The 14,700-nt window shown below is 65.6% G+C and carries 13 protein-coding genes and 1 pseudogene; 7 read left to right on the top strand and 7 right to left on the bottom strand.

What is annotated here, in order from left to right:
* The first annotated feature begins 45 nt into the window (after positions 1 to 45).
* Both ACVW1C_RS38485 and ACVW1C_RS38480 read left to right on the top strand, forming a co-directional pair.
* Entirely contained in the window at positions 46 to 603 is a 558-nt protein-coding gene (locus ACVW1C_RS38485; RefSeq protein WP_456762685.1) for an RDD family protein, read from the top strand.
* A gap of 86 nt (positions 604 to 689) precedes the next feature.
* Positions 690 to 1,466 carry an arginyltransferase gene (locus ACVW1C_RS38480; protein ID WP_092114746.1) on the top strand — a complete coding sequence of 259 codons (777 nt, stop codon included), beginning with the start codon at positions 690 to 692 and terminating at the stop codon, positions 1,464 to 1,466.
* Between the two features lie 11 nt (positions 1,467 to 1,477).
* Here the strand turns inward: ACVW1C_RS38480 and ACVW1C_RS38475 are convergent, their stop codons facing one another.
* Entirely contained in the window at positions 1,478 to 2,860 is a 1,383-nt protein-coding gene (locus ACVW1C_RS38475) for an Nramp family divalent metal transporter (protein WP_456762684.1), read from the bottom strand.
* A gap of 121 nt (positions 2,861 to 2,981) precedes the next feature.
* Between ACVW1C_RS38475 and ACVW1C_RS38470 the strand changes: the two genes are divergently transcribed.
* From ACVW1C_RS38470 to ACVW1C_RS38455, 4 genes are all read left to right on the top strand, one after another.
* A complete protein-coding gene (locus ACVW1C_RS38470; RefSeq protein ID WP_456762683.1) occupies positions 2,982 to 4,112 on the top strand; it encodes a PspA/IM30 family protein in 1,131 nt (376 codons plus the stop codon).
* Complete coding sequence (locus ACVW1C_RS38465; protein ID WP_456762682.1) at positions 4,109 to 4,768, top strand: OB-fold-containig protein; 660 nt, start codon at positions 4,109 to 4,111, stop codon at positions 4,766 to 4,768. The genes ACVW1C_RS38470 and ACVW1C_RS38465 overlap by 4 nt, the downstream gene beginning before the upstream one ends.
* Positions 4,769 to 4,771: 3 nt before the next feature.
* On the top strand, positions 4,772 to 6,517 hold the full coding sequence (locus tag ACVW1C_RS38460; RefSeq protein WP_456762681.1) for a flotillin family protein: 1,746 nt from the start codon (positions 4,772 to 4,774) through the stop codon (positions 6,515 to 6,517).
* A gap of 195 nt (positions 6,518 to 6,712) precedes the next feature.
* Positions 6,713 to 7,954, top strand: coding sequence for an MFS transporter (locus ACVW1C_RS38455; protein ID WP_456762680.1), 1,242 nt, complete (start codon positions 6,713 to 6,715; stop codon positions 7,952 to 7,954).
* A gap of 107 nt (positions 7,955 to 8,061) precedes the next feature.
* Here the strand turns inward: ACVW1C_RS38455 and ACVW1C_RS38450 are convergent, their stop codons facing one another.
* Entirely contained in the window at positions 8,062 to 9,315 is a 1,254-nt protein-coding gene (locus ACVW1C_RS38450) for an adenylate/guanylate cyclase domain-containing protein (RefSeq protein ID WP_456762679.1), read from the bottom strand.
* Positions 9,316 to 9,491: 176 nt separating this feature from the next.
* Here ACVW1C_RS38450 and ACVW1C_RS38445 point away from each other — a divergent pair, with 176 nt between their 5' ends.
* Positions 9,492 to 9,683: a hypothetical protein gene (locus ACVW1C_RS38445; protein ID WP_456762678.1), complete on the top strand. Its 192-nt coding sequence runs from the start codon at positions 9,492 to 9,494 to the stop codon at positions 9,681 to 9,683.
* Positions 9,684 to 9,729: 46 nt separating this feature from the next.
* On the opposite strand, the pseudogene ACVW1C_RS38440 reads toward ACVW1C_RS38445, so the two are convergent.
* The 5 genes and pseudogenes from ACVW1C_RS38440 to ACVW1C_RS38420 form a co-directional block, all read right to left on the bottom strand.
* Positions 9,730 to 9,852, bottom strand: a pseudogene (locus ACVW1C_RS38440) (N-acyl homoserine lactonase family protein); the annotation flags it as partial.
* Between the two features lie 155 nt (positions 9,853 to 10,007).
* Positions 10,008 to 10,970, bottom strand: coding sequence for a cation diffusion facilitator family transporter (locus ACVW1C_RS38435; protein ID WP_456762677.1), 963 nt, complete (start codon positions 10,968 to 10,970; stop codon positions 10,008 to 10,010).
* Between the two features lie 115 nt (positions 10,971 to 11,085).
* Positions 11,086 to 13,341, bottom strand: coding sequence for a DNA topoisomerase IV subunit A (gene parC, locus ACVW1C_RS38430; RefSeq protein ID WP_456762676.1), 2,256 nt, complete (start codon positions 13,339 to 13,341; stop codon positions 11,086 to 11,088).
* Positions 13,342 to 13,413: 72 nt separating this feature from the next.
* Complete coding sequence (recO, locus tag ACVW1C_RS38425) at positions 13,414 to 14,163, bottom strand: DNA repair protein RecO (RefSeq protein WP_456762675.1); 750 nt, start codon at positions 14,161 to 14,163, stop codon at positions 13,414 to 13,416.
* Between the two features lie 141 nt (positions 14,164 to 14,304).
* The gene (locus tag ACVW1C_RS38420; protein ID WP_456762674.1) at positions 14,305 to 14,685 is read right to left on the bottom strand and encodes a hypothetical protein; all 381 of its coding nucleotides are present in this window, start codon (positions 14,683 to 14,685) and stop codon (positions 14,305 to 14,307) included.
* Positions 14,686 to 14,700 lie beyond the last annotated feature (15 nt).

Raw genomic sequence — 14,700 nt, 5'->3', positions numbered from 1 at the left:
CTCGTGCTCCCATGTCCTGCGCGGGACTTTCATCGGAGGTTGGTCATGTCCGACGGCAATGACGGTGGCACCTGGCGCAGGGAAGCCTGGCGCAACGACGGCGGCGTTCCCCCGCATGCGTTCGATCCGTTGATGCAGCCGGAGCTGTTCCGCGGCGTGCTGACGCGGCGCGTGTTCGCGTTCCTGATCGACCTCTTCGTACTGTCGGTGCCGGTGATCCTGGCAGTGATCTTCATTGCCGTGTTCGGCCTCGTCACGCTCGGTCTCGGCTGGGCGCTGTTCTGGCTGGTGTCGCCGGCCTCGATCGTCTGGGCGATCGTCTATTACGGCGCCTCGATCGGCGGCCAGCACTCGGCCACCATTGGCATGCGCATGATGGACCTGGAACTGCGCACCTGGTACGGATCGCGCGGCTATTTCGTGCTCGGCGCCACCCACGCGGTGCTGTTCTGGGTGACGATCTCGTTCCTGTCGCCGCTGGTGCTCCTGGTCGGCCTGCTCAACGGCCGTCGCCGGCTGCTGCACGACATCATCCTCGGAACCGTTATTATCAACAGTTCGGTCCGGACCCTGGTCACCCCGGCTGCGCGGGCCTCCTATTAGGCCCGCCTAAACCATTTGACCGTTAGCCTCCGGGGGGCGATGCTAGCTCGGCTGCCTGTATTGTTTGTGGAGCCCGACGATCTGACGTGACCCAGCACTCGCGTGATACCCCGCAGTTCTATCTGACGGCGCCCTCTCCCTGCCCGTATCTGCCGGGCCGGCACGAGCGGAAGGTTTTCACGCACCTGGTCGGCGACAAAGCGGGCGATCTCAACGACTTGCTGACCCATGGCGGCTTCCGCCGCAGCCAGTCGATCGCCTATCGCCCGGCCTGCGACGCCTGCCGGGCCTGCGTCTCGGTCCGGGTGGTCGCCAACGAATTCCGCCCCTCCCGCAACTTCCGCAAGGTGCTGGCCCGCAATGCCGACATCATCGGCGAGCAGCGCACGGCGGTGCCGACCTCTGAGCAATATTCGGTCTTCCGCGCTTATCTCGACCGCCGCCACCGCAACGGCGGCATGGCCGACATGACCGTGCTGGACTACGCGATGATGGTCGAGGACAGCCATGTCGAGACCCGGATCATCGAGTACCGCAAGCGCAATGCCGACAGCGCCATCACCGGCCGCGGCGACGAGCTGATGGCGGTGGCGCTGACCGACGTACTCAGCGACGGGCTGTCGATGGTCTATTCGTTCTTCGAGCCGGGGCTTGAAGCCCGCTCGCTCGGCACGTTCATGATCCTCGACCACATCGCCCGCGCCCGCCGACAGGGCCTGCCCTACGTCTATCTCGGCTACTGGATCGAGGGCTCCAAGAAGATGGACTACAAGGGCCGCTTCCTGCCGCAGCAGCGACTCGCGCCGTCGGGCTGGCTGCGCGTCGACGCGTCAGGCGAGGCGCTGGCCGAGCCGCAGGACTAGCGGGTTTTCGGTCAGACGCTCCAGGTGCTGAAGATCGTATCGATCAGCAGCTTCACGTTCAGGATGACGATCAGGCCGGCGACGATCCATGCTGCCACCGCAACGGGGCGCGAAATCGCGAATGCACCCATCTTGCGCTTGTCGGACACGAAGCGCACCAGCGGGATCACCGCGAACGGCAGCTGCATCGACAGCACGACCTGGCTGAACACGAGCAGCTGCGCGGTGCCGCTCTCGCCATAGAGCGCGGCGACCACGATGACCGGGACGATCGCGATGCCGCGCGTCACCAGCCGCTGCAGCCAGTCAGGCAGCTTGAGATCGAGAAAGCCCTGCATCACGATCTGGCCGGCCAACGTCGCCGTCACGGTCGAGTTGAGGCCGGAAGCCAGCAGCGCCACGGCAAACAGCGTCGAGGCGATGCCGAGGCCGAGCAGCGGCGACAGCAGCTCGAAGGCCTGATCGATCTCGGCCACATCTGAGTGGCCGCTCTTGTGGAAGGTCGCGGCCGCCAGCACCAGGATCGCGGCGTTGACGAACAGCGCCAGCATCAGCGCGATGGTGGAGTCGGTGGTCGCCCATTTGATCGCATCGCGCCGGCCCTCCTCGGTGCGCGGATAGGCGCGGGTCTGCACGATCGAGGAGTGCAGATAGAGGTTATGCGGCATCACGGTGGCACCGATGATGCCGATCGCGATGTAGAGCATCTCCGGATTGGTGACGATCTCGCGCGAGGGCATGAAGCCGCCGATGACCGCGGCAATCGGCGGCGCGGCGGCGGCGATCTGGACGCCGAAGCAGACCGCGATGACGATCAGGAGCGCAATCACAAAGGCTTCGAGGAAGCGAAAGCCGCGGTTCATCAGGAGCAGCAGCAGGAAAGCATCGAGCGCCGCAAGCAGCGCGCCGCCGATCAGGGGAATGCCGAACAAGAGCTTCAGCGCGATCGCGGTGCCGATCACTTCGGCGAGGTCGCAGGCGATGATCGCGGCCTCGCAGGCGAGCCACAGCAGCAGATTCACCGGCCGCGAATAGGTCGCGCGGCAGGCCTGCGCCAGGTCGCGATCGGTCGCGATGCCGAGCCGCGCCGCGAGCGCCTGCAGCAGGATCGCCATCAGGTTGGAGAGCAGGATGACCGACAGCAGCGTGTAGCCAAACTTCGACCCGCCCGCCAGATCGGTCGCCCAATTGCCGGGGTCCATATAGCCGACCGAGACCAGATAGCCCGGCCCGGCAAAGGCCAGCAGCCGCCGCCACCACAGGCCTGTGCTCGGGACCGCAACGGTTGCGTTCACCTCGGGCAGGCTCCGCGCATGGCCGGCGTCGCCCCGCCAGCCGCCTGGCACGGTATCGGCAACAGAAACGGGAGACATTTCAGGGGTGCGAGCGTCCATCCAAGAAGGATGACCGATCTCCCCCTTTATTGCAACTCATTTGCAACTGCATCTAGGCTCACGAAAATGATACCAGCCATCTGGCTTGTAAAGCACTGAAGAAGTGCTTTACGTTGAATGCATGATCAAGCTGCCCGTCGAGACGCCAACCGCGACGCTGCGCTACGCCCTCGCCCCCGACCCGTCGGGCATAGAGGCGATCGAGGCGACCTTTGCGGCCTATGACCGAATGATGGCGATCCTCGCCGAGGTCGCGCCCGTCGGCGCCAATCTGGTCTCGCTGCACGCCCAGGCCTACGAGAAGATCCGCAAGGAGACGGGGCTGCCCGCGCGACTTGTGACGCTCGGCCTGCGCGACCGCGCCAACTACATCGCAGGCGCCGCCGTCCGCCGGATACCGCTCGACGACAAGTTGTTTGCAATCAAGGGCCCAACTTCACTGACCATTAGCACTGTCAGCGGGCGCGTCTTGGTGCCGTTCGACGTGCCGGGATATGTCTCGGGCTGGGAAAGCCCCTTCCCCGCGCATTTGATCTCGGATGGACGCGGCTACGAAATCCACATCGCCGTCAAATCGAAATCAGCACAACCGGAGGAGAAGACCATGCTTCACGAAGGCATCCTTGCGCGCATGGGCCGGCTTCTTGCCGCCATCGCAAGCCAGACCATCGACAACGTCGAGAGCAACAACAAGGTCGCCCTGGTCAAACAGGCGATCCGCGAGATCGACGCCGGCGCCGACGAAGCGCGCTATGCGCTCGGCAAGTCGCGCGCCGAGGAATTCCGTTTGAAGAGGCGCCGCGAAGAACTGGATACCGAAACGGCGAACCTCAACGAGAAGATCCGTCTCGCACTTGCGGAAAGTCGCGAGGATCTCGCGCGCGCCGGTGTCGCACGGCAAATTGACCTGGAGTCGCAGGTGATCGCGCTGGAACGCGCGATGGATTTCATCGAGCTCGAGATCGACGAGCAGACCAAGGCGCTGCAAGCCATGCTCGGCGCGCGGCGCGAGGCAGAGGCGCGATTGGCCGATCTCGAACAAAGTCTGATCCGCGAGGCCAAGGACGAAACCAGCCGGGGCCCATCGACGACCAATACATTGAGTGCCGAACGCGCCATGGCGGCGATTGCCCGGGTCACCGGTGTCCCCGCCTCCAGCGTGCTCGGCGACAAGGAGCTTGACGAACTCGATCGCCTGCACCGCGAAAAGGAAATCGCGGCGCGGCTTGAAAGGATCAAGTCAGAAAAATGAGTGCAGTTGGCGACATTCTGCTCGCCCCGGACGTACGGCCCTTCGCGGTCGCGGCTGCGATCATGGTGGCACTTGGCGGTATCGAGCTGCTGACCACCATGGTCGGACTTTCGATCAGCGAACTCGTCGGCAAGGATTTCGCGGTCGAGGCCGAGAGCCACAACGCTCTCAGTGGCCTGTTTCTCTGGATCAACGCCGGGCGGCTTCCCCTCCTGATCCTGATCATCCTGATACTCGGCATATTCTCGATCGGAGGCTTCCTGCTTCAGGGACTGGCGCATGCCGCAGGCACCGCCATCCCGGTCTCGATTGCGGCGGTGGTGGCTGCCGCCGGCAGCGTCCCCGTCATCAGAAATGCAAGCCGCGGCCTCGCCCGCATCATTCCGCGCGACGAGAGCTATGCGGTCAACGACAGCGACTTTGTCGGCAAGGTCGCAACCGTGTCGGTCGGCCCGCTCGATCAGGGCATGCCCGGCAGGGTCCGTCTCAAGGATGTCTTCGGCAACTGGCACACCGTGTCGGCGCGTGCCAGCGCGGAGTCCGAGGCATTGCCGGTCGGCGCCAGCGTGCTGCTGGTCGACCGCGACGCCAAGGGCTTCATTGCGATTGCCGCTCCTTCCGACCTCGTCGAACAACGATCTTCCAACAGGGCATAACACATGTGGGAACTTGCTGTACCCGTCGTTATTGGCGTCATTGCCATTCTCGTTATCGGTCTGCTCTTCGCAAAACTCTACAAGCGCTCGACGCGCGATGAGGCCTATGTCCGCACCGGCCTCGGCGGCCAGAAGGTGGTGCTCGACGGCGGCTCACTCGTGCTGCCGATCTTCCACTCCACGGCCGCGGTGAACCTGAAGACGTTGCGGCTCGAGGTCGCGCGCGGCGGCCCCGATTCGCTGATCACCAAGGACCGCATGCGCGTCGACATCGGCGCCGAGTTCTATCTGCGCGTCAAACCCGACTCTTCGTCGATCGCGCTGGCCGCGCAGACGCTCGGCAACCGCACCAATGACGCGGCCGAGCTGCGCGAGCTGGTCGAGGCCAAGTTCGTCGACGGCCTGCGCTCGGTCGCCGCGACCATGAACCTCGAGGAGTTGCAGGAGCAACGCGCGACCTTCGTCAAGGCGGTGCAGGACGCGGTCGGCGCCGACATCCAGAACAACGGTCTCGAGCTTGAATCGGTGTCGCTGACCCGGCTCGACCAGAGCGACATCAAGCACTTCAACCCGAGCAACTTCTTCGACGCACACGGCCTCACCACGCTGACCAAGATCACCAAGGAGCGTGAGCAGGAGCGCAACCAGATCGTCCGCACGACCGAGGTCAATATCGCCCAGCAGGATCTGGTGGCGCGGCAGACCACGTTGACGATCGAGAGCACCAAGCGCGAGGCCGAGCTGGCACAGCAGCGCGACATCGCCAACAAGACCGCCGCGATGCGCGCTCAGACCGCGCAGGTCGAACAGACCGCGTTGCAGAACGAAGCCGAATACCGCATCCAGCAGGAGCTCGCGGTCGCCAACAAGCAGACCGAGGCCAACCAGGCCCGCGACACCCGCAAGATCGAGGCCGATCTCGCGGTCAAGCGCCGCAACACCGAGATGGAGCGCGACCTTCAGATCGTCGCCCAGGAAAGCGCGATCGCGGTCGCGGCCAAGAGCAAGGAGCAGTCGGAGGCCCAGACCATCGCCGAGACCGCGCGGGCGGTCGCGATCGCCGCCGAGGAAAAGGTCACCACGGCGCGCGCCACCGAAATCGCCGAGCGTGACAAGATCATCAACGTGATCGCGGCGCGCAAGGCAGCCGAGACCGACGCGATGCCGATCACGGTCATGGCCGAGGCCGAACGTCAGGCCGCCGCCAACAAGGCCGAGGCCACCAATGTGCTCGCCAAGGCCGATGCGGCGGCCGCCACCACGCGCGCCGCCGGCGTCAAGGCGCTCGGCCAGGCCGAGGCCGAGGTCGCGACGATGAAGGCGGAGGCGCGCAACAAGTTGAGCGCCGAGATGATCGACTACGATCTCAACCTGGCGCGAATCAACGTGATCCCGAGCGCGCTCGCCGAGGCGGTGAAGCCGATCGAGAAGATCTCCGACATCCGGATCTTCGACACCGGCGGCATGCTCGGCCGCGGCGGCGCCAATGGCCATGCCAACGGCAATGGCGGTCTCGGGCTCGGCGACGGCCTCGCCGCGCAACTGCTGTCGGTCTCGGCGTTCAAGCCGATGATCGACAAGATCCTCTCGGAGGCAGGCTTCCCGGACGGCCCCGACGCCATGACCAACCTATTGAGTGCGCTGCGTGCCACTCAAGCGGAAGTGCCGGCCCCGTCCGTCGACAGCACGGCAACGGCGCCGACCAGCATATCGGGAGCGGGCCACGCGACGCTTGGCCCGAGGTCGTAGCACAGCGCAGGCACGATCACGGGGCCGCTCGCTTGTGATGCCAAACCTTGATGGCCTATCAGGCTCTGAACGTCGCATCGGCAAGGCCCGCCCTCCCGGCGGGCCTTTGTTTTTGGCGTTGTCGGGAAACGGGTGGGATCGGGCGTCTTCCAACCACACACTATGGCCAGATCGAATATCCCTGAGGATCCTGCCATGTCCGCCGATACGACGCGCCTGCCCGCCACCTTCAATCGCCTGGCCTGGTCCAACCTCGCCGCGCAATCGGCCGAGCAGATTGCGCTTGCGGCCGCGCCCATCGTCGCCGTGCTGGTGCTCGGCGTCGGCGAGGGCCAGACCGGCCTGTTGCAGACCGCACTGACGCTGCCGTTCATCCTGTTTGCGATTCCCGCCGGCCTCTTGGCCGACCGCGTGTCGCGGCGCTGGGTGATGGCGGGCTCCGAGGCGCTGCGCGCCGCGGCCCTTGCCGCGATCCTGCTGTTGCTGTGGTTCGGCGCGATGACCTTGCCGCTGCTCGCCTTGCTTGGCTTCATCGCGGTCTGCGGCACGGTTGCCTATAGCGTCGCAGCTCCTGCGCTGGTCCCGTCCCTGGTGACCTCGCAGCAATTGCCGGCCGCGAATGCCCGTATCGAACTTGCCCGCACGGTCGCTTTCGCCAGCGGCCCCGCGCTTGGCGGCGTGCTGGTCGGCTGGGTCGGCGCTGCGCCCGCATTCGGCTTTGCCGCGATGCTGTCGGCGATCGCGGTCGTGCTGCTCGCGGGCATCTACGAGCCGGCGCGCCAGCCCGCCGCGCGACGCCATCCGTTGCAGGACATCAAGGAAGGCGCGGCCTTCGTGATGCATCACGCCTTGCTGCGGCCGGTGTTCATCACCCAGTTCATCTTCAACACCGCGTCCTTCCTGCTGCTCGCCGTGTTCGTGCCCTATGCGGTGCGCCATCTCGGGCTCAGCGCCACCGGTGTCGGCACGACGCTCGCGATGTACGGGGTCGGCATGGTGGTCGGCGCGCTGTTCGCAACCCGCGTGATGAAGCGGCTGGCGTTCGGCACCGTGATCGGGCTCGGCCCGGTCACCGGCCTCGTCGCCTCACTCGTGATGGCGCTGACCACCTGGATTGCGACGCCGCTGCTCGCGGGCCTCGGCTTCTTCCTGCTCGGCGTCGGCCCGATCCTGTGGGTGATCTCGACCACTACGCTCAGGCAATCAGTGACGCCGCCGTCGCTGCTCGGCCGCGTCTCCGCGATCAACATCATGAGCTACGGCGCCCGCCCGCTCGGCTCCGCGCTCGGCGCCGTCGTCGGTGGCCTCTACGGCGCTGAAGCCTGCCTCTACCTCGCGGCCGCGATCTTCGCCGCCCAGGCGCTGGTCATCCTGATGTCGCCCGCGGTGTCGCTCAGGCGTCAGCCCGACATGGTCGGCGAACCGGTGCGGTGCTGAACCGCCCCTCAACGTCATTGCGAGCGAAGCGAAGCAATCCAATTCCCCCGCTTGTGGGGACATGGATTGCTTCGTCGCTGTGCTCCTCGCAATGACGGGGAGAGAGATCAGCTCGCCAGGTACCGTTCATATTTGCCGCCGACGACCTCGTCGACGGTAACGGCCGGATCCAGCGTATAGAGATCTTGGGCATGGCTGATGCCGCGCAAGACGAAGCGGCCGGTGGAGACCAGATAGTTGCGGCCGGCGGCGTCGAGGCCGGTGCGGAAATCGGTCGAGGTCAGCAACTCGCGGTCGACCGAGGCGCACATCGAAGCAATCCGGCTGACCTCGTTGACGGCGGGCCCGACCACCGTGAAATCCAGCCTGTCCTCGCTGCCGATGTTGCCGTAGAAGACCTCACCGACATGGAGGCCGACATAGGCCGTGGTCGTCGGCCGGCTCTCGTTCTCGCGGCGATCGTTCAGCACGCGGATGTTATGGCGGAATCTGTGCTCGGCGCGCAGCGCCGCGCGCCTGGCGCTTGCCATGTTCTCGCTGGTGAACATCGCCAGCACGCCGTCGCCGATCAGTTTCAACACCTCGCCGCCGGCATCATGGATCGCGTCGATCGAAGCCTGCGCGTAGTCGTTGAGGAACGGGATGATCTCGTCGGGACCGATGCGCTCGCTGATCGCGGTCGAGCCGCGCACGTCGGAGTACCACAGCACGGCCTTGATCTTCTCGGTGATGCCGCGCTGCATGCGCCCGCGCAGCACCTGCTCCGCCGTCTCGCGGCCGAGATAGACCCGACCGAGCGTGCGGGCGATCTCGACCTGGGCGGCCGACTTGATCGCGAGCCCGAGCACCGGCACCAGGTCGCGCAGCGCCGACATGTGGTTCTCGTCGAAGCCGTCCGAACGGCGGGTGGTGTAGTAGGAATAGAAGCAGTCCATCTCGCCGATCGTGCCGGCCTCGCCGAAGCGGTGCACGAACGCGGCGAAATGCTTGTGGCCCTTCTCGGCGAGGTCGCCGATCATCGAAAAACCGTGCGAGCCGTTGAGATCGATCACCATCTCGTCATGGCCGCTTTCGAGCATGTGATGGAACGCCGACCGCCGCCAGTTCTGGCTGGCCTCGCCGCTGCTGGTCGAGCCGTATTCGAAGATGTCGGCCTCGTTGCTCTCGCCGTCGTTCCAGCGGAAGCCGCGGCCCTCGAAGATCGGATGCAGGGTGTCGATGAAGACGATCGCCCGCGACAACGGCATGCCGGCGGCCCGGCAGCGCTCGCAGAAGCCGCGCAGCAGGTCGTTTTCCGGCAGGCCGGTCAGCCCCTGGCGGACCAGCCAATTCATCAGGCGCAATCGGGGCGTCAGTTCCATACGTAGGATTATGCCGGGCAATTGGTGCGGGAGGAAGGGCTGGTCGTCGCGTGACAGATGCGGACGCGAATGCGGCATTGCAAGGCCGGTCCGATTCACCATTTCGCGTGGGAACACCGCCGCCGGATTGTGGCGATTCCGCTTTCCTTTACCGCGACCTTCGCGCACAAGAGCGCATGGACAACGACGCTGGCACGCCAAACCCGATCCGACGCCTCATGCAGTGGGCGATCACCCCGCCGCAATCCTATGGGGTCTATCTGGCCGGCATCATCCTGGTCTACGCGCTGTCGTTCTACGCCGGCACCGTGAAGCCGAAGCACACGCCCGCCCCGCCGGTGACCGCACCGTCTGCCCCGCACAGCTGATCAGGCCGGTCGGGGCTGGGCGAAAGTGAAACGGTGCCGCAGCCGCTCAATCATAAAAGTCCGGCGACAGCTTCAGCCCGTCGCGCTGGGCCTTGTCGTGGTTGATCCAGAGCTGCGCCTTTTCCTTCGTCAAAGTGTCGGCGATCTTCTGCATCGTGGCCAGCGTCTGCAACATCGCAAGACCGATTGCCTTCTTCACGTTGCCCTCCATTGGCCACGCCCGCCATTCGCGCGGTCGCAATGTGCCGCGTCGTCGCCGTCCGCGGAAGATGCGCACCTGGGTCGACCGATCAATTGAATGCGAGTGCGTGGCGGTCGCGTCGGCTAGACCATTTCCGCCGGCGCCAGCCGGCAGGTCTCGCTGCTGATCTCGACCTGCAGCGTGGCGTGGTGAATGCTGAACCGCTCCGACAGCTCGGCGCAGACCCGATGCAGGAAGACATCGTCATGTCCGCCGGGCCGCACCAGATGCGCGGTCAACGCGGTCTCGCTGGTGCTCATCGCCCAGATGTGCAGGTCGTGCACCTCGGTGACGCCCTCGAGCGCGCCGAGATAGTCCCTCACCCGCTTGAGATCGATGCCCCTCGGCACCGCGTCGAGCGCGAGGTTGACGCTGTCGCGGGCAAGCTCCCAGCCGCTCAGCAGCACCACCACGGCAATGACGAGGCTGATCGCCGGATCGAGCCACTGCCAGCCGGTCGCCATGATCAGCAGCGCGGCGATCACGACGCCGAACGAGACGCCGGCGTCCGCCGCCATATGCAGATAGGCGCCGCGCACATTGAGGTCGCCGTCGCGGCCGCGCATGAACAGCAGCGCCGTGCCGCCATTGATCAGGATGCCGAGCGCCGCGACCCAGACCACGGTCCAGCTTGCGACCTCGGCCGGCTCGCGGAGGCGGTTGATCGCCTCGACCGCGATGCCGCCGACCGCGATCAACAGCAGCCCGGCATTGAACAGCGCCGCCAGGATCGAGGCACGACGATAGCCATAGGTGTGGGTGTCGGTCGGGCGCCTGCCGGCCAGCCACACCCCGCCCCAGGCCAGCAGCAGCGCGATGACGTCGGAGAGATTGTGAACGGCGTCGGAGACCAGCGCCAGCGAGTTGGCGGAATAGCCGAAGATCAGCTCGGCGATGACGAAGGCAGTGTTCAGCGACGCGCCGACCGCAAAGGCCGTACCGAAACTGTCCGGCGCGTGGCTGTGCCCGGCATGGGAATGCCTGGCGTGAGAATGCCCGTGAGAATGACCGCTGTGGTCGTGGTCGTGGTCGTGATTGTCCGCCATGGCAACCGTCGCCCGATATCGTCGGCGACGGTTATAGCCCGGCGAAATGTGGATACTATCACACCGCGGCCGTCGAACGGCGGGTTACGGCTTGCGCCTAACCCGCCAACCGCAACTACTCCACGCCGCGATTGAACTTGTTCGACTTCGGCAGGCCATGGGCGAGCCGGCCGGCGTCGGCGCGGTTGCCGCGCCAGTCGGCCAGTTCCTTCAAGGTCATGCTGTGCTCGCGGCCGGCCGAGTCCTTCCAGGTCAGGCCGGCCTTGGCATCGAAAACCGCGACATCGGACAGCTCCGCGCTGCTGTATTTCTGCAGCCGGACGCCGCGGCCCCGCGCCCTCTCCGGCACCTGGTCGAGACCGAACAGCACCATCTTGTGGTTGGTGCCGATCACGGCAACGGTGTCGCCGTTCACCGTGGTGATCGCACGGGCCTCGTTCGGCATCTCGACATTGAGCACCTGCTTGCCCTTGCGGGTGTTGCCGACGCAGTCCTCTTCCTTGACGACGAAGCCCTGTCCCTCGCTGCTCGCGATCAGGAACTTGCGCTCGCCCTTGTTGACGAACAGCGAGATGATCGCGGCGTCCTGCTCGAGGTCGATGAACATGCGGATCGGCTCGCCATGGCCGCGGCCGCCCGGCAGCTTGGCGACATCGAGCGAGTAGAACTTGCCGTTGGTGGCGAACAGCAGCAGCTTCGAGGTGGTCTCGGCAAAGAACGAGTGCTCGAGCTTGTCGTCGGTCTTGAAGGCGAGCCCCGAGAGATCCTCGACGTGGCCCTTCAGCGTCCGCACCCAGCCCTTCTCGGAGATCACGACGGTGCACGGCTCGCGCTCGACCAGGGCTTCCTCGATCGCGGCGAGATCATGCTCGGGCGCATCGGCGAAGGTGGTGCGGCGCTTGCCGAGCGGCGTCTTCGGCCCGAAGATATCGCGGACCTTGCGCACCTGATCGCTGACCTTGGCCCATTGCTCGGTCTCGGAGCCGAGCAGGCCCTCGATTCCCTTCAGCTCCTTGCGCAGATCCTTGTCCTCGGTGCGGATCTCCATCTCCTCCAGGCGGCGCAGATTGCGCAGGCGCATGTTGAGGATGGCGTCGGCCTGGACGTCGGTGAGGTTGAAGGTCTTCATCAAGACCGGCTTCGGCTCGTCCTCGGTGCGGATGATCTTGATCACCCTGTCGAGGTTCAGGTAGGCGACGAGGTGGCCGCCCAGCACTTCCAGCCGGTGCTCGATCTGCGTCTTGCGGAAATTGGAACGGCGGACCAGCACGTCGCGCAGATGATCGAGCCATTCGCGCAGGCATTCGGCAAGGCCGACCACCTTCGGGATGCGGCCCTTGATCAGCACGTTCAGGTTCAGCGAGATCTTGCTTTCCAGCTCGGTCAGCCGGAACAGCGACTCCATCATGAGCGCCGGATCGACGGTCCGGGATTTCGGCTCGATCACGAGGCGAACGTCCTCGGCCGATTCGTCGCGGACATCGCCAACCAGCGGCAGCTTCTTCTCGTTGATGAGTTCGGCGATCTTCTCGACAATCCGCGACTTCTGCACCAGCCACGGGATCTCGGTGACGACGATCACCCAGGTGCCACGCGCGCCCTCCTCCTGGGTCCAGCGCGCGCGGGTGCGGAACGAGCCGCGCCCCGTGGTGTAGGCCTCGACGATCGCTTCCTTGGAATCGACGACGATGCCGCCGGTCGGGAAGTCCGGGCCCTTGACCCACTTCAGCAGCGCCTTCGACTTGGCGTCGGGCTTCTCGATCAGATGCAGCGCGGCGTCGCAGAGCTCGGCGGCGTTGTGCGGCGGGATCGAGGTCGCCATGCCGACCGCGATGCCCTGCGCGCCGTTGGCGAGCAGGTTCGGGAAGCCGCCGGGCAGCACCACCGGCTCTTTCGACTGGCCATCGTAGTTGAGGCGGAATTCAACACCGTCCTCGTCGATACCTTCAAGCAGGAGCCGCGCGACCTCGGTCATGCGCGCTTCGGTGTAGCGGTACGCGGCCGCGTTATCGCCGTCGATATTGCCGAAATTGCCCTGGCCGTCGACCAGCGGGTAGCGCGAGGAGAAATCCTGCGCGAGGCGCACCATGGCGTCATAAATCGCCTGATCGCCATGCGGATGGAACGAGCCCATCACGTCGCCGACGATCTTGGCCGACTTCTTGAATGCCGCGCGCGGGTCAAGCCCGAGCAGGTCCATGCCGTAGAGGATGCGGCGGTGCACCGGCTTCAGCCCGTCACGGGCATCCGGCAGCGCACGATGCATGATGGTCGAGAGCGCGTAGGCAAGATAGCGCTCCTCGAGCGCATCACGCAGCGGCACGTCGTGAATTTCGGCCGGCTTTTCCGGCGGAACCTGTCGTTTTCCCATGGGGAGGCGTTAAACCTTGACGGTGAATCGGGCAAGCCGCGAATCACCGGGAATTTAGGGCCCGAATCGGCCTTACGGAACCGCTGTTCGGCTTCGCGGCCTGGTCACGGCGTTGATAAACCCGTCGCGGGCGTCGGAATGGCCTTGACCACGGGGCTCCAGCACGTGGCGCAGCAGGAACAGGCCGGTGATCTGGAAGCCGTCGCGCAGGTCTTGCTCCGACCAGCTGTTGGCGCCGCCCTCGCCTTCGCGCAGGAACGCCGGCAGCGGCAACAGCCGGTCGCGCCACGGCTCGCCGGCGGCCCGGGATACGGCGCCGCCGGATTTCGGCGACACGTAGATCAGGTCGGTGGTCTCTCCGGTCGCCGCGCAGTTTTCCAGATCGAGCCCAAAGCCGAGCTCGGTCAGCATCGCCAGCTCAAACCTGATCAAGTGGACCGCCGCGACGTCGGCATCGTCGAAATCGTCGAGCGTGCCCTGCAGCATCTCGTAGATGTCTTGATGCGGGTCGCGCTCCGGCAGCAGCCGGGCCAGCGCAGCCAGATGCGTCACGCCATAGACCGCGTGCGACGAAGCGAGCAGCGTCGCCGCCCGCAGCCGCGTGCCCTCCAGCGCATACATGCCGAGATGCTCGTCGAGTCGCGCCCGCCACACCGCCGTGACGCTGTTGCCGGGCTGCAGCAACGGGCGCATCCGCGAGCTGGCGCCACCGCGCACCAGGCCGAGATGGCGGCCGTGCTCTCGCGTCAAGAGCTCGACGATGGCGGAGGATTCGCCATGCCGCCGCACGCCCAACACGATGCCTTCATCGGTCCATTCCATGGCTGGAAATGTATCATCGTAGGGCGGATCAGCGCAGTGCAATCCGCCGATATCGCCAGGAAGTTACATAGCGGGTTAGGCCGGAGCCTGCAATCGGGCCGCGCTGGCGCGGACCCGTTGGGCTAACCCGCCCAACGCAGCCTACGCGTTGAACCAGCCCTGCGCGTCGCCGGTGAAGGAATAATACAGCCCGGCCGCGGTCAGGATGCAGGACACCACCTCGATGGCGCTGTCGAGCTCCAGGCCCTTTTCGCCGATCACCTGGACCAGCGAGATCACCGACAGCACCAGCATCACACCCAGCGCCCAACGCGGCCAGTTCTTGCGGTGCTGCGCGGCAAGCCGGACGAAATACACCAGCAGGAGGATCATGCAGCCGGCGGTCAGCGTCTCGCCGGTGATCATCTGATCGGTCCTCACGTCGGTCGGCGTGCGGTCCTGGAACGCCACCGACAACGCGTCGAGCGTCAGCGACAGATAGAGCAGCACCTCAAACCGCAGCACATTTCTGGGCACATTCATTGCTTTGGGCACGCT

This window comes from Bradyrhizobium sp. USDA 4011, from assembly GCF_054063415.1.
The sequence above is the reverse complement of the archived record's forward strand: the minus strand, read 5'-3'. Positions and strand labels throughout refer to the sequence as shown.